The organism is Victivallis lenta (genome assembly GCF_009695545.1).
Classification (GTDB): domain Bacteria; phylum Verrucomicrobiota; class Lentisphaeria; order Victivallales; family Victivallaceae; genus Victivallis; species Victivallis lenta.
This window is the reverse complement of record NZ_VUNS01000001.1, coordinates 82,809-99,197: the sequence shown is the minus strand read 5'-3', so window position 1 is coordinate 99,197 and position 16,389 is coordinate 82,809. Positions and strand designations below refer to the sequence as shown.

Here is a 16,389-nt window from a genome sequence, read left to right as displayed (position 1 = left end):
GCTCCGGCGGCGGAAATGCCGCCGGGCGGAGGGGTTTGTTTTGAAAAGCAGAAAAACAGGTTTTCGTTCCAACAAACAACAAAAAGGAGAGTCGGAAATGGCAAAAGTCAACATCAAGCCGCTTGGCGATCGTGTCCTCTTGGAGATCTGCGAGTGCAAGGACGAGATGAAGGGCGGCATCCTCATTCCGGATACCGCCAAGGAGAAGCCGCAGGAATACCAGGTTGTGGCGCTCGGCACCGGCAAGAATGATGACAACGGCAAGAAGATCCCGTTCGACGTGAAGGTCGGCGATATCGTCCTTACCAGCCGTTACGGCGGGACCGAAGTCAAAGTCGACGGCAAGGAGTACAAGGTCGTCAATCAGGACGATATCCTCGCGGTGGTCGGGTAATCCCGCTTTGATTTCACTTTCTGACAATAAAACAAACAATTCAGGAGATTAACCGGTATTATGGCTAAACAGCTTGTTTTTTCGGAAGAGGCCCGTCGCGGGATTCTCGAAGGCGTGACTTTGCTGAGCAAGGCGGTCAAGGCGACGCTCGGTCCGAAGGGCCGCAATGTCATCATCGACAAGAAATTCGGCACCCCCGCCATCACGAAGGACGGCGTGACCGTCGCGAAGGAGATCGAACTGAAGTGCCCGTATGCGAACATGGGCGCCCAGATGGTCAAGGAAGTCGCCAGCAAGACCAACGACGTCGCCGGCGACGGCACGACCACCGCGACCGTTCTGGCCGAGGCGATCTATCGCGAAGGGCTGAAGAACGTCACCGCCGGGTCGAACCCGATGGAACTCAAGCGCGGCATTGAGAAGGCGGTCGAAGCGGTCGTCGCCGAAGTTGCGAAGATGAGCGTCGGCGTGCATGACCAGATCGCGCAGGTCGCGACGATCTCCGCCAACGGCGATTCGACGATCGGCAAGATCATCGCCGAGGCGATGGACAAGGTCGGCCAGGAAGGCACGATCACCGTCGAAGAGGCCAAGACCCTCGAAACCACCCTCGACGTCGTCGAAGGTATGCAGTTCGACAAGGGCTACCTGTCGCCGTATTTCGCGACCAACACCGAATCGATGGAAGCGGTCCTCGAGGATGCCTACATCCTGATCCATGAGAAGAAAATCAGCAACCTGAACGACATGCTGCCGCTGCTGCAGGCCGTCGCGAAGGAAGGCAAGCCGCTGCTGATCATCGCGGAGGACGTCGAAGGCGAAGCGCTGGCGACCCTCGTGATCAACAGCATGCGCGGCATCCTGAAGGTCTGCGCGGTCAAGGCGCCGGGCTTCGGCGACCGCCGCAAGGCCATGCTGCAGGATATCGCGGTTCTGACCGGCGGCACCTGTGTGACCGAAGACCTCGGCATCAAGCTTGAGAACGTGACCGTTTCGCAGCTCGGCAAGGCCAAACGCGTCACCGTCACGAAGGAGAATACCACCATCGTCGAAGGCGCCGGCACCCAGAAGGCGATCATGGGCCGCGTTGCTCAGATCCGCCGCGAGATCGAGGAGACCACCAGCGATTACGACCGCGAAAAGCTCCAGGAACGTCTTGCGAAGCTGGCCGGCGGCGTCGCCGTCATCAGCGTCGGTGCCGCGACCGAGGTCGAGATGAAGGAGAAGAAAGACCGCGTCGACGATGCGCTGCATGCGACCCGCGCCGCGGTTGAGGAAGGCATCGTCGCCGGCGGCGGCGTTGCGTTGGTCCGCGCCGCGAGTGCGATCAAGAAGCTGAAGCTCTCCGGCGACGAAGCGACCGGCGCCGCGATTGTCGAGCGCGCGGTCGAAGAGCCGCTCCGCCAGCTCGCCGCGAACGGCGGCTACGAGGGCAGCGTCGTTGTCGAGCGCGTCAAGGAAGACAAGGGCAACATGGGCTTCAACGTCGCGACCGGCGAATACGTCGACATGATCAAGGCCGGCATCCTCGATCCGGCGAAGGTGACCCGTTCGGCGCTGCAGAATGCGTCCTCCGTGGCCAGTTTGCTGCTGACGACCGAGTGCCTGATCACCGACATCAAGGAAGAGAAAGAGCCCGCGATGCCCGCCGGCGGCGGCATGGGCGGCATGGGAGGCATGGGCGGCATGATGTAATTCATGCCGGCTCCGGCCGAATGAAGCAAAACGCGTCTCCGGTTTCCCGGAGGCGCGTTTTTTTGTGGATCAGAGCTTTTCGTCGTCTTCGTCGAATTCGAATTCCGGGGTGTCGCCCGGCGGTTCGATCCGCTCGCGCCAGCGCGCCGGGCGCCGGTTCTTGAGCCAGAAGAGAAGGGCGCGCACATCCGGCAGCACCTCCTTCGAGACCACCCGGCGTTTGCCGGTCGAGAGTACCTCGCCGGTCTCTTTGTCGAACATCTCCTCGGTCTGTACCTCCTTGTGCGTGAAGCCGAGCGCCCGCTTCAGCAGGGCCTTCTCCACCGCATCGGCCGGACGTTCGTCCGGATTTACGAATTTGCGTTCCGCCATACCATCTCCTTTCCTCCTCCGAAAAGTTGCTTTATCTTCGGTCACCGGCCTCGGCTCTTTCGGGCTTGCCGCCCGAAAATTCCGGGTACTTTTCGGGGGCTCCGCTCACTGAAAAGACCGTGCCCGACACTGTGTATCGTGCCCGTCTCCGATGTTTCATGCGGCTCCGCCGTACTCGCACCTGCGAGAAAGGCATTGTCAAGGTTTTCCCGAAAAGTTGCCGTTCTTCTTTCGTGACCGGATTCGTTGTATTTGTGACAATTTTGTCAACCCCGCCTTGCAGGAGTCTCCGGTCTGTGGTAAATTATAAGGAAATTTGGAAGGAGTTTTACGACATATGCAGCTGATCACCGATGAAATCAGGGGATATCTTTCGAACGGTTCCTGGATTCGGAAGATGTTTGAGGCCGGACTCGAGCTCAAAAAGCAGTACGGCGAGGAGAATGTTTACGACTTCAGCATCGGCAATCCCGACCTGCCGCCGCCGCCGGCCGTGAAGCAGGCGCTGGCCGGAATCGCCGGGCGGGCCGACCGCCCGTTCGCGATCGGCTATATGCCGAACGCCGGATATCCGGCGCTGCGGAAGAAGCTGGCCGGTTATCTGTCGAAGGAGCAGAAGATTGAGATTCCGGAGAGCAACGTCATCATGACCTGCGGCGCCGCGGGCGGCATCAATGTGTTTTTCCGCGCCGTGCTCTCGGCCGGGGATGAGGTCATCTGCCCGGCGCCGTATTTCGTCGAGTACGGCTTTTACGCGGCCAACGCGGGCGGCAGACTCGTTCCGGTCAAATCGAAGGAGTTCACCTTCGAGCTGGATCTCGACGGCATCGAGAAGGCGATCACCGCGAAAACCCGGGCGGTCATCATCAATACTCCGAACAATCCGACCGGCCAGATTTACAGCCGGGCCGAGCTGACCCGGCTGGCGGAAATTCTCGCCGCCGCCGAGAAGAAGTTCGGGCGCGTGATCTACGTCGTGTCGGACGAACCGTACCGTTTTTTGAATTTCGACGGCGTCGAACTGCCCGGGGCGCTTGAAGTGTTTCCGCACGGTGTCGTGATCGGTTCTTATTCGAAGAACCTTTCGCTGGCCGGGGAGCGGCTCGGCTATATCGCGGTTTCACCGCGGCTTGAGGATGCCGCGGAGCTTATGGCGGCGCTCATTCTCTGCAACCGGATTCTCGGCTTCGTGAACGCTCCGGCGCTCGCGCAGCAGATCCTGATGGAGTGTATGGATTCCCAGGTCGACCTGGACATCTACCGCGAGCGGCGCGATGCGATGGCGAGCATCCTCTCCGACGCCGGGATCGAGTTTACGATGCCGCGCGGCGCCTTCTACTTTTTCCCGAAATCGCCGACGGCGGACGAGGGAGCGTTCATTCAGGCGCTGCTCGAGGAGCGCGTTCTGGCAGTGCCCGGCCGCGGGTTCGGCTGCCCCGGCTACGTGCGTTTCGCGTTCTGCGTCGATACGAAGGTGATCGAAGGGGCGCGGCAGGGCGTCAAAAACGCGGTTGCGAAACTCGGATAATCCGTCGCTCCGGCTCCGGGGAAGTTTTGGCATGAACCGCGGCAAGAATCTCGAAATAGCAGTGCTGAACCAGATCAGCCAGGCCGTGCTGCGCGAGAAGGATGTCTCGGCGCTGCTGCGCTGGGTGCTCGAGATTCTCTACCGCGAGATGGGGCTGCTGCGCGGCACGGTGACGCTGCGGCGCGGCGACCTGCTGTTCATCGAGGCTTCGCACGGGCTCTCCGAGGAGGCGAAGAAGCGCGGGCGCTACCGGCTCGGCGAGGGGATCACCGGGCAGGTCGCGCTCTCTGGCCGCCCCCGGATCATTCCGGACGTTTCGCTGGAGCCGGAGTTCCTCGACCGCACCGGCGCGCGCGGCCGCGATTCGCACGTCGCTTTCATCTGCGTGCCGATCATCCATCTGGACGAAGTCATCGGCACCTTGAGCATCGACCGCGAGATGGTCGACGGCGCGGACCTGGAACGCGATTTCAATCTGCTCGAAATCGTTGCGAATCTGACGGCCGAGGCGATTTCGCTCGGACTCTCCGAGCACGAGGAGCGTTCCCGGCTCATCGAGGAGAACGAGCGGCTCAAGGAGGAGCTTGACCGCATTTCGGGTCCCTCTGAAATCATCGGCAACTGTCAGGCGATGCGGCGGGTTTATACGATGATCCGGCAGGTCGCCTCGAGCAGCGCGACTGTACTGATCCGCGGTGCTTCGGGGACCGGCAAGGAACTGCTGGCCCGGGCGCTTCAGCGCTCCGGCGACCGCCGCGACAAGCCGTTCGTCGTGGTCAATTCGGCGGCCCTGCCGGAAAACCTGATCGAGAGCGAGCTTTTCGGCCATGAGAAGGGCGCTTTCACCGGGGCGGTGAACCGCCGCATCGGGCGGGTCGAGGCGGCGTCTTCCGGAACGCTGTTTCTCGACGAAATCGGCGACGTCGGTCCGCAGGTGCAGGTCAAGCTGCTGCGGTTCCTGCAGGAGCGCACGTTCCAGCGGGTCGGCGGCAACGAGGAGCTCTCCGCCGATGTCCGCATCATCGCCGCGACCAGCCGGAATCTCGAGAAACTTATGGAGCAGGGGTTGTTCCGGGAGGATCTGTATTACCGGCTCAACGTGTTTCCGATCGTGCTGCCGGACCTGGCGGAACGGCGGTCGGATATCCCGCTGCTGGCCGAACATTTCCGCGAGAAGTTCAGCAAACTGCATCACCGCCGGGTCCGGCGCATTTCGGCGCCGGCCATGAATCTGATGGTCGATTACGCCTGGCCCGGCAATATCCGGGAGCTCGAAAACTGCATGGAGCGCGCGGTACTGTCGGCGACGGACGACACGATCCACACTTTCTGCCTGCCCGCCGCGCTTCAGGGCGTCCGGCCGGCCGGGCCGCGCGCGCCGGTGTTCGGGGACTTCACAGCCCGGGTCGAGGCGTTCGAGCGCGAAATGCTCGACGAGGCGCTGAAGGCGCACCGCGGCAATGTCGCCGCCGCCGCCCGCTCCCTGAACCTGACAATTCGCATCATCCATTATAAAATCAGAAAGCTCGGTCTCGACCCCGCCGCATATCGGTAAGGACGGGGAAGGGCGGCAGTTACAGAAAGGCAATACGGCATGAATCTCCGGGAACAGGTGGAATCGCAGGAGCCGAATTTCAACCCCGAACTGAACCTGCTCGGCGGCGTGTTCAATTCGCCGGGCTACCACAGCCGGATTCCATCCGGCACGTGGGTGCATTCGACCCGCACGAACATCTACTATGCGCTGGCGCTGCTCGAGCTCGGCGACGAAGCGTACCGCGACCGCGCGGCAGCGGTGATCCGGAACATCCTGGCGCTTCAGGTGACCGATCCGTATGACCCGGCTTTCGGCATCTGGCCGTGGAACTGCGAGGAACCGGTGCCGATGATGGCGCCGCCGGACTGGAACTGGGCCGATTTCATCGGCGCCGCGCTCTGCCATATGCTCAAGGAGCACCGCGACCGGCTCGGGGACGGCCTGACCGCTGAGATCACCGCGGCGCTTGAGCGGGCCGCCTGGTCGATTTTCCGGCGCAATGTCCGGCCGGGTTACACGAATATCGCGATCATGGGAGCGGCGGTGACCGGCTGTGCGGGCGAGGTGTTGAACAATCCGCTTCTGTCGGAGTATGCGGCGCGGCGGCTCGAAACATTTCTGGCCTACACGGAAGAGCAGGGCGGACTCAACGAGTACAACAGTCCGACCTACAGCTTCGTCGCCCTGCATGAGACGGAGCGCATCCTCCAGCTGGTCGGCGGGAACCGGAGGCTGATCGACGCCGCCCGGAAACTCCATGCTTTCATCTGGGGAGAGCTCGCAAAGCAGTTCCACCCGGCTACCGGGCAGCTCGGCGGCCCGCAGTCGCGCGCGTATGCCGAATATCTTTCGGCGAACACGGTTGCGTTCCTGAGCGAAGCGGCCGGTGTGCCGATCCGCCGGGCCGTGCCGGAGGCGAAGGAGGCCGGGCTGTTGTCGTTCACCTACGACGGCGTCCGCCATCTGCCGTGTCCGGAGGAGCTGCGCGGCCGTTTCGCGGCCGTGGCGGAGCCGGAGCGCGAGATCGTGCAGCGTTTCGTCAGACGGTCCGATCCGGCCATGAATTTCATCGGGACGACCTATGTGACGCCGGAGCTCATTTTCGGTTCGATCAACCGCGAATGTTTCTGGACGCAGCGCCGCCCGATGCTCGGCTACTGGCCGGCGGGGGAAGGGCGCCCGGCCATGTTCCGCATGCGTTTCCTGAAGGACGGACTCGATTTCTCCTCGGCGGGCATCCGGATCGCGCAGTCGAAGAACCGGGCGGTTTTCGCCGTCAGCATGCTGACCGACCGCGGCGACTGGCATATCGGTCTCGGCCGTCCGGCGGACGGCGCTTTCGGCTTCTCGAAGCTGGCGCTGCGGTTCGAGCTTGCGGCGGATTGCGCGGAACTCATCGACGGGCATATTCTGGCGGCCGGCGCATTCAGGGCGGTCATCCACGGGCTGCCCGGCAGCTTCGCCGGAAATCCGGTTCGCTGGCAGGGGGGCCGTGACGCCGACCGGGTCTGGGTTGAGGCGGTTCTTTACGAAGGCCCCGAAAAACGGCTTGTTTTTGACGAAGCTTTGAAAACCGTCGCCGGCGGCGGCGTCGAAATCCTGCCGGCGGAGGCGGCTGCCGCAAGCGCCGGTCCGGTTCTGCTGGAGGACGGCCGCATGTATCGGGTGCGGTGGGGGGAACTCGAGGTTTCGCAGAGCGCGTTTGCCTGTACGTACGACTGATTCAGGCGGTCACTCGATTTTTTCGATCTCGATCCCCTCGAACTGCTGCATGAAGATGGTCAGCTGATTTTCGTCGTTGTGCAGTTTTTCGCGGATGTTCATCGTCACGCGGAGGCGTTCGCACTCCCCCGCGCAATCGCTGTTGACGGCGTAGGTCAGGATGCTGAATCCGTTCGAATTCAGTTCGTTCGTGATCCGGATCAGATTGCTGCGGTCACGGGTCACGAATTTGACGATCGAGCATTTGCTCCGGAAGTTCCGCAGCAGGTAGCGGAGCGCTTCGAGCCCGATCAGCGTCAGCAGGGTTGCCGCGATGCCGACTGTATAGAGTCCGCCGCCGATGGCCAGGCCGATTCCGGCCGTCGCCCAGAGTCCGGCGGCGGTCGTGAGCCCGCGCACGAACTGTTTCTGCATCATGATCGTTCCGGCGCCGATGAAGCCGATGCCGCTGACCACCTGCGCCGCGACGCGGCTCGGGTCGAGTCCGATGCCGGGATGTCCGACCACGTCGCCGAATCCCCACTGCGAAACGATGATGATGAGCGCGCTGCCGAGCGAAACGAGAAAATGGGTCCGGGTGCCGGCCTCCTTCGCCCGGTATTCCCGGTCGAGTCCGATCAACGCTCCGAGAAGGCCGGCCACCGCCAGCCGGATGATGAATTGGATGGTCAGGTCAGTCGTCACCATTTTCTCTGTTTCCTTTCATGTTTCCCGGTAATAAACAAATCAATATACCATGGGAACCGGAGAATGCAACCGTGTGAATCCGTTTTTCCGGAGTTCCGGGGGGAATCGGAATCAGTTAATTCCAGCGGGCGGTTTGTTCCCGGATGAAACGGATGATTCTTTCCTGCGCCTCCCGGCCGTTGCCTTCGACCGCGACCGGAGGCCCGAAGGAAAAGTGTATGTGCCGTCCGGGGTGCAGCGCGCTGAAGTCGGAAAAAATTTTCCCCCGCGGCAGGAAATCGGTTTTGAGTGCGAACGGCAGGAGTTCGACTTTGGCGGCGCGGGCCAGTTTGACCGCGATGGAGTTGAACCGCTCCGGAACGAATTCGGCGTGGCGGCCGCCTTCCGGAAAGATCAGGACGGAACTGCCGCTTTCGAGGCGCCTGCGCCCCTCCGACAGTACGGTCCGCAGATCCTCGCGCGGATTGTTTCGGTCGATGCCGATGGCGTTCATCGCCCGCATCGCCTGGCGCAGAAACGGAACCGAAAAGGTGTTGCTCTTGATGACGTAGGTGAAGTCGAGCCGGGGGGAGATGATCGCATTCAGCACAAGGCTCTCCACCGCGCTCATATGATTCCCGGCGAGCACGAACGGGCCGTCTCCGGCGGAGAGGTTTTCAAGTCCGCGCAGGTGGATCTTCGCTCCGCAGCGCTCGAGGATATCGACGTTCTTTTCGCTGAACCGGATCTGCTCCCCGCGGCTCAGCAGGCCGTTTTTCGCTTGTCTGCCGATCCGGTAGAAGTTTTGCCAGATCTGCAGGTGAAAGTTCAGCCGGCAGTTCAGGAGAAGGCGGGAGCGCAGGTCGCGCCGGTTGTCCGGCGTATCGTAGCTGTTTTCTGAAAATAGATGAGACATGGATTTTGTTCTGATAAAAAAAGAGGACCGTTCGGACGGTCCTGCTTTTCTTGCTTTCGCTGTTTACCAGCGGTTTCCGCCGGAGCGCCGGCCGCCGTGCATGGAGCTGCCGGTGCGCTCTTCGCGCGGCCTCGCTTCGTTGACGACGAGTTTGCGGCCGTCATATTCGGTGCCGTTCAGAGCTTCGATGGCGCTGCCGGCCTCGGCTGTATCGGCCATTTCGACAAAGCCGAACCCCTTCGGGCGGCCGCTGTCACGGTCGGTGACGAGCCGGGCGCTGCTGACGGCGCCGTGAGCGCTGAAGGCATCGCTGAGCTGGGCTTCGGACATGGTGAACGGCATGTTTCCCACATAGATATTCATGGTTTTTCCTTTCGCGGATTGGCTACCGCATGGCTTTCCCGGGACAAAAATAGACAAGTTTTGGAAATCGACGTTGCGGATTGCCCGACAGAAAATGGAGAAAGCATATCAGTGCAGAGACCATCAGGAAAAATGCTGCGAAGAAATCAGGATTTCTGAAAAAAATCAGGAGATCAAACCAAAATAATGTGAACTTTCGTCACACACCCGGCCATACTGTTTAAAGCGGCCGCTCCGTCTTGAGCTGCCGGATCGTATGTTGTGTTCCGGATGTCTTACTTCTGTTAACATATCCCCGGAAAGCAGGAATACAAGCGTTTTTAAATAAAAGATCGAAATTATTTTCGCTTCCTCGCCGGCGGTGGTGCCGCCGGAAGAAAACGCCCCGGCATTCGAACCGGGGCGTCTGTCCGCTTACCTGGCGGGAGGCGCCGCCGCTTTTTCCTTTCTCTCATCCTTCTTCAGGTAGAAGTGATAGCAGAGCAGCGGCAGCGTGACGAAGAACGCCATGCCGAAGAGCAGGAAGGCGATATAAAGAAAGCTCGCCTCCGCTCCCTTCGCCCGCACGTCGGCCGTCGGGATGAAGCCGACCAGAATCGCCGCCAGCGCGGTCAGCAAGGCGATGCCGCCGACGATCCAGATGCCGGTCCGGCCTCCCGGAATCCGGTACGGCCGCGGTTTGTCCGGCTGCGAATAGCGAAGCTTGATCACGGCCGCGAACATCAGCAGGTACATGATCATGTAGAGCTGCGCGGTCAGCGCCGCCATCAGGATGAAGGCGCCGTTGATGGTCGGCATGAACAGCACGGCGGTGGCCAGCAGCGAGGAGAGTGCTCCCTGCAGGATCAGAATCCGGGTCGGCATGCCGCTCCTGTTGCGCTGCTGCCAGTATTTCGGCAGGTAGCCCTCTTTCGCAACCTCGAGCATTCCCTTCGACGGCCCGAGCACCCAGGTTACGACCATGGTCAGCGCGCCGTAGGCCAGCAGGATGCTGACGACCGGAGTGAGCCAGTTCAGGTGAAAGAGGGTGAACATCTTGTCGAACGCCTGGCAGACGCCGGCGGCGAGGCCGATGTTCTTCTCAGGAATCACCAGCGCGATGGCGAGCGCGCCGAGGATCGAAAGTACGATCACCAGTCCGGTTGCGATGAAGATCGCCTTCGGAAACTGCCTGGCCGGATTGCGCATCTCGGTCACGTGGACGCCCGACATCTCCATGCCGGAGAGGGCGACCATCATGTTCGTCAGCAGGACGAGCTGCCCGAAATTGTCGAGTGCCGGCACGAGCTTCCCCGGCGAAAAGCGGATCACCGGCGCGTTGCCCGCCGAAAAATACCAGATCGCCAGCAGGATGATGAGGATTCCCGGAATCACGGTTCCGAACAGCGCGCCCGAACTGCTCAGGAACGCCGACAGCTTGATGCCGTGAAAGTTGAGCCAGGTCGACAGCCAGAGCGTGACGATGATCGCCCCGAACACGAAGTATTTGTTGTCGGAGAGTCCCGGCATGTCGAATGCGTAGGCGAGCGCCGCGGCCACGAAAGTCAGCACCATCGGGAACCACGGCAGGTTTTCGACCCACTGCATGAAGATCGCGACGAAGCCCCACTTCGGCCCGAACGCCTGTTTGACCCACAGGTAGACGCCGCCGTCCTCCGGCCAGCCGGAGGCGAGCTCGGCCGATATGAGCGCCGAGGGGACGAAGAAGCAGATCGCCGCCGCCGTGATGTAGAAGATGATGGAGTAGCCGAAATCCGCCTGGGTCGGCAGATTGCGCAGCGACAGCACCGCCGCGACGGTGAGCATGGTCATGGTGAACACGCTCATGCCTTTGTTTGCTTTGGTCATAACGCACCTCTCTTCCGGATGGTTTAAGCCTTGATGCACATGGTTTTAAAGCATGTTCGGCCGTCTTTCGCCTCCCGTTCGACGCCGTGGATGTCGCCCTCGTAGCCCGGGAATTCGTTTTCGAACTCTTCGCGGGTTTTCAGATAGTCGAAGATCGGCCGCGCCTTTTCATTCAGGATCTCGCCGCCCATGATGATCGGAATTCCGGGCGGATACGGAACCATCATGACCGCCGGAATCCGGTTCATCATGTCGTCGAGGAAAACGAATTCGACATTGCGGCGGACGACCTCATGATAGGCGTCCGCCGGTTTCAGCTTCTGGTCCGGAATCACTTCGAACGCCGCCTGCATCTTGCCGAGCACGTCGTGACTCTTCAGGTACTCGTGCATGCGCTGCGCATGGTCGCGCAGGCCGGTTCCGGCGTATTGTACCGGATGCGCCGCGACGAGCTCCGGGAAGATCTCTTCCAGCGGCGTGTTGTTGTCGTAGTCGCGCTTGAACTGCAGCAGTGCGGCGAGCAGCGTGCCCTGTTTGGCGCGCGTCGTGCCGAGCGAGTTCAGCATGAGGAACGAGTAGTAGTCGGTCTTTTCGCAGACGATATTGTGGCTGATGAGGTAGTTGGTCACGATCGAGGCCGGAATGCCGGTCGGCTGCATCGTGCCGTCGTCCGCGATGCCGGGCGTCGTGAAGGTCAGTTTGATCGGGTCGAGCATGACGTAATTTTCCTCGATCCCTTCGAAACCGTGCCAGTTGTCCGCGCTGCTCATGATCCACGGCTCCTGACGGGTGGACAGATACTCCGCCGGGGCGTCGCAGAAGTCGATCCGCCGCCCGTCGATCGTGATCTGGCGCGGCTGCCACAGGTCGAAGAACCAGTCGCCCTTCGCCGCGAATTCACGGGCGAGCGACGCGGTCTTGCGGCGGAGCTGGACGGCTTCCCCGATGATGTCCTGCATCATGACTTCCCCGTTGTCCTGCATCATCCTGGTCGCTACGTCGAGCGAGGCGATCATGTTGTACTGCGGCGAGGTCGAGCCGTGCATCATGTACGATTCGTTGAACTCGGCCGGATCGATTCTGACGGTTCCGCCGTTCCGGATATGCAGCATGGAGGCCTGCGAGAAGGCGGTCAGCAGTTTGTGGGTCGACTGCGAACAGAAGATCGGCGGGTGTCCGGCCTCCACTTCGTCCGGCGTCATGCCGTAGTGGTTGCGGTACATCGGGCTGAAACAGGCGTAGGCGTACCACGCTTCGTCGAAATGCAGGTTTTCGACGCTGCGCTCGAGCTGCTTTTTGATGGTGACGACGTTGTAGCAGACGCCGTCGTAGGTCGAGTTGGTCAGAGCCGACATCCGGACCGCATTCGATTTCCGCCCGTCCGGGATCAGCGTGCTTGCGTCGATCTTCGCCCGGATCGACTCCGGCGTGAACTCCGACAGCCGGACCGGGCCGATGATGCCGCGCCTGTTCCGGCGCGGGATCATGTAGACCGGGAGCGCCCCGGTGATGACCATCGCATAGTTCAGCGATTTGTGGCAGTTCCGGTCGACGAACGCGATGTCGCCGGGCAGCACCTGGCTGCGCCAGACGATCTGGTTCACGGTCGAGGTGCCGTTCAGCACGTAGTAGGTCTGGTCGGCATGGAAGGCGCGCGCGGAGTTCCTTTCGGCATCGCGCACCACGCCCTCGTGATCGAGCAGGGAGCCGAGCTCCGGGACCGAGATCGACAAGTCGGACCGGAACACGTTTTCTCCGAAATACTTATAGAATGCGACCCCGGCCGGGCTGCGCAGGAATCCCTGCCCGCCGAGATGTCCGGGCGTATGCCAGGCGTACTTGTATTTTTCGGCATATTTGACCAGTTCGCCGAAGAACGGCGGAAAAACGCTCCGGCAATAGGTTTCGACGAGATCCGAGATGCGCCCGGCCAGGAACGGGATCGTGTCGGCGGTTTTCCAGAGGCAGCTGTCGATTTGTTCGAGGATTTCGGCGGTCAGATTTTCGGTTTCGAGCCGGTCGGTCAGCAGGACGATCGGAATGGTCCGGTTGCGCTGCCGAATCACCTTGACGAACGCTTCGGGATACATTTTCTCGGCGCTCTCTTCCGGGATGTCCCAGTCGGTGATCACGCAGCCGAGGTCGGCGCGCGACAGGAAAACCTCAAGCGCGTCCTCATACGAATTGGACGGGATGACGCTGCACTCCTGCGCCTGTTCGAGTTCGGCGGCCAGCTCGCGCAGGCGGAACGCGTCGTCGTTCTCCATGCCGAACTGTCCTGACACCAGCAGGACCGGCCACTGCTTTTTTTCGTCTCTCATGTCTGCTCCTCCTCTTCTGATCGGGCGGCCGGACATTCCGGGCCCGCAATGACAGGCGCACCGCTCCGCCGCAGCCGGCGGAACGGTCATTCACTGATTCGATGACAGAGAACCTGTCGAATCGCAACTCTTCTCTCTTCCCTGATACAGATATCACAGATATCCGCGGTGTCAAGGAAAAAGAAGAAAAAAGTGCCGGAAACAGCCGGAATTTATCCCCGAATCATAAAAGGGCGCCTTCTGTGCTGAATGTACATTCGCCCGGCAGCTTCGGGCGGTTCCGGAGCTGGAAGTGCGTTATCCGGCCGATGAATACGAGCTGCATCCGCTGCTTGAGGCGCTGGTCCGGGCGCAGCGCCCGTGACGGCTGATCGCTTCGGAGGCGGCGCCTTCGCCGGAAGCGCCGGAGGTGCTGGGCGGCTCCGTCTCCGGCATCCGGTTCGAGCGGAGAAGAGAGGCGGTTTCATCTGTGGACGAAGCGGTTGCGCTTCTCGACCGGCTCTTGCCGCGCAGGTTGCCGGTGGAGAATTCCGCCGGAACTCCGGAGCCGGATCGCGGCGACGGCCGCGGCCTCTCCGGCTTCGCGGGGGAGGTGATTCAGTCCGGAATCCTCGAAATTCCGGTCGATGCGGCCGGGTTCGACCTTGACTGCGATGAATTCGTCACGGAGATCAGCTTCGACGGCGAGTCGCTCGGAACCCGGCTGTGGCCGCCTTTCTTCTGGAACGTCCCCGAACGCTTCCGGGGCCGGCGCGTTGCGTGCCGGATCGTGCGCCGCACCTCCATCGGCCCGATTTTCGGCGAGCTCGGCAGCGGGGAGGCAGCCCGGCCGGCATGGACGAGGAACCGGATTCCGGGCGGTTTCCCGCTGCGTCATCCGGTCGTGGAACCGCGTTTCCGCCGCGTCTGAATCTTATCCCGGCTCTTGCCGCTGCGGCTCAGGCCTGCCGTTGCGGTAGTCACGCGGTGAGACCCCGAAGCGCTCCTTGAACTGCCGGTTGAAGTTCGACAGATTGTTGTAGCCGCAGCGCTGCGCGATTTCGAGGATCGACGTGGTCGAATTCTTCAGCAGCGTGCAGGCCGCGTTGAGCCGCAGCCGCAGCAGATACGGCTGCGGCGCGCAGCCCATCGCGCGGTGAAACAGCTTGCGGAAATTCGATTCGCTCGTGAAGCACAGCTCCGCGAGCTTCGCCATGTCCACATCGGCGCTGTAGTTGTCGTTCAGGAACCGCAGCGCCGGGACGATGCGTTCGATGTCCTGATAATCCTGCAGCGCGTCGATCGCTTCGTTGACGTTGTAATAGCGGTTCAGCAGCAGCATGAGCCGCCAGGTCAGACTGCGGACCATCGCCCGGTAGTTCTTCGGCCGGTCGCGGACTTCGACCAGAATCTGGCGGATGCAGTTCGTGATCTCCGGGTGTTCGTCGCCGTCGATGATGTTCTTGAACGCCGCGCCGCAGTATTGCGACAGCTTCAGGCTGTCGGAGTAGCTGCCGACGTTGTCCGCCAGCAGCCGGACCGGGTCGAGGTGCAGGAATCCCCAGCTGGTCGTGTCCCCCGGGCTTCCGCGCGCGATGTGGACCTCGTGCGTATTGATGACGACCGCGTCTCCCCCTTTGAAGGTGAAGATCTTGTCTCCGATCAGAAAGAGCCCGGAACCGTCGAAGCAGTAGCCGATTTCGAGCAGGTCGTGGATATGCGGACCGATGTCGGGGTGCTCGTCCCGCGTGTTGAAGTCCGGAACGCCCACCGGGAACTCGTCGTCCACCGGAATCCGCTGAAATTGCTCGGTCCGGTACGGATTGTCTTTTCTTGATCGAATACGCATAGTTTTTTGATTGTTTTTGCGAAGTCATGTTGTTTTCAGGAAGGTATAATATATGTAACGAAAATTCAAGTGCGGAAGAGATCATATGGGCGAAAAAGTCGGAAAAGTTGCATTGGTCGGTGCCGGGGCGATGGCGGAGTGCCACGTCCGCGGCTATCACGAAGCCGGCGCCGAGGTCGTCGCGATTGTGGACCGGAACCCCGAGGCGGGCCGGAAATTTGCGGAGAAGTGTCAGCTCGGGAAGATTCCGGTCGTGGAAACGCTCGGGGAGCTGCAGCGCACGGCGCCGGAGGTGCAGGCGGTTTCGGTCATCACGCCGAACAAGTTTCACCGTCCGCTCGTGCTGGAGGCGCTTGAGCGCGGGCTTCATGTTTTCTGTGAGAAGCCGCCGGCGCTGAACGCCGCCGAGACGAAGGAGATGGCGGACAAGGCGAAAGAGAAGAAGCTCAGGCTCATGTTCAATCTGAACAACCGCGCCCGGCTCGATTCGCAGTTCGTCAAACGGCAGATCCGGACCGGCCGGATCGGCACGGTGAATTCGGCGCAGGCGACCTGGATGCGCCGCACCGGCATTCCGGGCTTCGGCGGCTGGTTCACCACGAAGGCGATCTCCGGCGGCGGCCCGCTGATCGACCTGCTGCACATGATCGACCTCGCGCTCTGGTTCATGGACTACCCGGAACCGGAATTCGTTCTGGCGCAGACCACGCACGACTTTATGGACGATCCCGATTTTCACGGCAGCTGGGGCAGCGTCGTGTCGACGACCGGGACCACTGATGTCGAATCGGCCTGCCACGGCTTCGTCCGTTTCAAAACCGGGCAGGTGCTGAGCATCCACAACTCCTGGGCCGAGCTTGTGAAGGAGGAGGATATCTTCGTAGCGCTGCAGGCGAAGAAGACCGGCGTGCGGATCCGCTGCGTGAACGGGCAGAACAGCTGCGAGCTTTACGCGCAGAAGAACGGCGTGTCGATGGACAAAAGCTACCGCTTCCAGCACGATCACGATATGGGACGGACGCGCGCCCCCGAAAATTTCATCCGCACCCTGAACGGGGAGGCGGAGCCGCTCACCACGGCTGACGAGGCGGTGACGCTGATGCGGCTCATCGACGCGGTTTATCTTTCAGCCTCCTCGGGCCGTCCGGTGGAGCTGGGGAAAGAATCATACCACATATTATAAAAAGGGAGTTGAACGC

The 16,389-nt window shown here is 61.5% G+C and carries 14 protein-coding genes; 7 read left to right on the top strand and 7 right to left on the bottom strand.

Features of this window, described 5'->3' with window-relative positions; all coding sequences use genetic code 11:
* Positions 1–97 precede the first annotated feature (97 nt).
* Both FYJ85_RS00445 and groL read left to right on the top strand, forming a co-directional pair.
* Entirely contained in the window at positions 98–394 is a 297-nt protein-coding gene (locus tag FYJ85_RS00445) for a co-chaperone GroES (RefSeq protein ID WP_106053068.1), read from the top strand.
* 60 nt (positions 395–454) lie between these two features.
* Entirely contained in the window at positions 455–2,089 is a 1,635-nt protein-coding gene (gene groL, locus FYJ85_RS00440; RefSeq protein ID WP_154416634.1) for a chaperonin GroEL, read from the top strand.
* 69 nt (positions 2,090–2,158) lie between these two features.
* On the opposite strand, the gene FYJ85_RS00435 is transcribed toward groL, so the two are convergent.
* Positions 2,159–2,461: a hypothetical protein gene (locus FYJ85_RS00435; protein WP_154416633.1), complete on the bottom strand. Its 303-nt coding sequence runs from the start codon at positions 2,459–2,461 to the stop codon at positions 2,159–2,161.
* A 337-nt stretch (positions 2,462–2,798) separates the two neighbouring features.
* Here FYJ85_RS00435 and FYJ85_RS00430 point away from each other — a divergent pair, with 337 nt between their 5' ends.
* The 3 genes from FYJ85_RS00430 to FYJ85_RS00420 are packed head-to-tail and all read left to right on the top strand — an operon-like array spanning position 2,799 to position 7,248.
* Complete coding sequence (locus tag FYJ85_RS00430; protein WP_106053065.1) at positions 2,799–3,989, top strand: pyridoxal phosphate-dependent aminotransferase; 1,191 nt, start codon at positions 2,799–2,801, stop codon at positions 3,987–3,989.
* Between the two features lie 31 nt (positions 3,990–4,020).
* Positions 4,021–5,544: a sigma-54-dependent Fis family transcriptional regulator gene (locus FYJ85_RS00425; RefSeq protein ID WP_106053064.1), complete on the top strand. Its 1,524-nt coding sequence runs from the start codon at positions 4,021–4,023 to the stop codon at positions 5,542–5,544.
* A 39-nt stretch (positions 5,545–5,583) separates the two neighbouring features.
* Positions 5,584–7,248 (top strand): hypothetical protein, encoded by a 1,665-nt coding sequence (locus FYJ85_RS00420; protein WP_154416632.1) that lies wholly within the window; start codon positions 5,584–5,586, stop codon positions 7,246–7,248.
* Positions 7,249–7,257: 9 nt separating this feature from the next.
* On the opposite strand, the gene FYJ85_RS00415 is transcribed toward FYJ85_RS00420, so the two are convergent.
* The 5 genes from FYJ85_RS00415 to FYJ85_RS00395 all read right to left on the bottom strand — a co-directional run bounded on the left by FYJ85_RS00415 (position 7,258) and on the right by FYJ85_RS00395 (position 13,362).
* Entirely contained in the window at positions 7,258–7,935 is a 678-nt protein-coding gene (locus tag FYJ85_RS00415; protein ID WP_106053062.1) for an MgtC/SapB family protein, read from the bottom strand.
* A 115-nt stretch (positions 7,936–8,050) separates the two neighbouring features.
* Entirely contained in the window at positions 8,051–8,830 is a 780-nt protein-coding gene (locus FYJ85_RS00410) for a lysophospholipid acyltransferase family protein (RefSeq protein WP_154416631.1), read from the bottom strand.
* A gap of 63 nt (positions 8,831–8,893) precedes the next feature.
* Positions 8,894–9,193: an RNA recognition motif domain-containing protein gene (locus tag FYJ85_RS00405; protein WP_106053060.1), complete on the bottom strand. Its 300-nt coding sequence runs from the start codon at positions 9,191–9,193 to the stop codon at positions 8,894–8,896.
* Between the two features lie 414 nt (positions 9,194–9,607).
* Entirely contained in the window at positions 9,608–11,041 is a 1,434-nt protein-coding gene (locus tag FYJ85_RS00400) for an amino acid permease (protein WP_106053059.1), read from the bottom strand.
* 23 nt (positions 11,042–11,064) lie between these two features.
* Positions 11,065–13,362 (bottom strand): Orn/Lys/Arg family decarboxylase, encoded by a 2,298-nt coding sequence (locus FYJ85_RS00395; protein WP_154416630.1) that lies wholly within the window; start codon positions 13,360–13,362, stop codon positions 11,065–11,067.
* A gap of 409 nt (positions 13,363–13,771) precedes the next feature.
* Here FYJ85_RS00395 and FYJ85_RS00390 point away from each other — a divergent pair, with 409 nt between their 5' ends.
* Entirely contained in the window at positions 13,772–14,272 is a 501-nt protein-coding gene (locus tag FYJ85_RS00390) for a hypothetical protein (protein WP_154416629.1), read from the top strand.
* A 3-nt stretch (positions 14,273–14,275) separates the two neighbouring features.
* Here FYJ85_RS00390 and FYJ85_RS00385 read toward each other — a convergent pair whose 3' ends face one another.
* Positions 14,276–15,130 (bottom strand): AraC family transcriptional regulator, encoded by an 855-nt coding sequence (locus tag FYJ85_RS00385; protein ID WP_158703907.1) that lies wholly within the window; start codon positions 15,128–15,130, stop codon positions 14,276–14,278.
* A 145-nt stretch (positions 15,131–15,275) separates the two neighbouring features.
* Between FYJ85_RS00385 and FYJ85_RS00380 the strand changes: the two genes are divergently transcribed.
* On the top strand, positions 15,276–16,373 hold the full coding sequence (locus FYJ85_RS00380) for a Gfo/Idh/MocA family protein (protein ID WP_106053054.1): 1,098 nt from the start codon (positions 15,276–15,278) through the stop codon (positions 16,371–16,373).
* Positions 16,374–16,389: the final 16 nt, after the last annotated feature.

What these genes read in the sequence shown, in the direction of transcription:
- FYJ85_RS00445 (WP_106053068.1), top strand. Translation starts at nt 98, where the DNA reads ATGGCAAAAGTCAACATCAAGCCGCTTGGCGATCGTGTCCTCTTGGAG.
- groL (WP_154416634.1), top strand. Translation starts at nt 455, where the DNA reads ATGGCTAAACAGCTTGTTTTTTCGGAAGAGGCCCGTCGCGGGATTCTC.
- FYJ85_RS00435 (WP_154416633.1), bottom strand. Translation starts at nt 2,461, where the DNA reads ATGGCGGAACGCAAATTCGTAAATCCGGACGAACGTCCGGCCGATGCG.
- FYJ85_RS00430 (WP_106053065.1), top strand. Translation starts at nt 2,799, where the DNA reads ATGCAGCTGATCACCGATGAAATCAGGGGATATCTTTCGAACGGTTCC.
- FYJ85_RS00425 (WP_106053064.1), top strand. Translation starts at nt 4,021, where the DNA reads ATGAACCGCGGCAAGAATCTCGAAATAGCAGTGCTGAACCAGATCAGC.
- FYJ85_RS00420 (WP_154416632.1), top strand. Translation starts at nt 5,584, where the DNA reads ATGAATCTCCGGGAACAGGTGGAATCGCAGGAGCCGAATTTCAACCCC.
- FYJ85_RS00415 (WP_106053062.1), bottom strand. Translation starts at nt 7,935, where the DNA reads ATGGTGACGACTGACCTGACCATCCAATTCATCATCCGGCTGGCGGTG.
- FYJ85_RS00410 (WP_154416631.1), bottom strand. Translation starts at nt 8,830, where the DNA reads ATGTCTCATCTATTTTCAGAAAACAGCTACGATACGCCGGACAACCGG.
- FYJ85_RS00405 (WP_106053060.1), bottom strand. Translation starts at nt 9,193, where the DNA reads ATGAATATCTATGTGGGAAACATGCCGTTCACCATGTCCGAAGCCCAG.
- FYJ85_RS00400 (WP_106053059.1), bottom strand. Translation starts at nt 11,041, where the DNA reads ATGACCAAAGCAAACAAAGGCATGAGCGTGTTCACCATGACCATGCTC.
- FYJ85_RS00395 (WP_154416630.1), bottom strand. Translation starts at nt 13,362, where the DNA reads ATGAGAGACGAAAAAAAGCAGTGGCCGGTCCTGCTGGTGTCAGGACAG.
- FYJ85_RS00380 (WP_106053054.1), top strand. Translation starts at nt 15,276, where the DNA reads ATGGGCGAAAAAGTCGGAAAAGTTGCATTGGTCGGTGCCGGGGCGATG.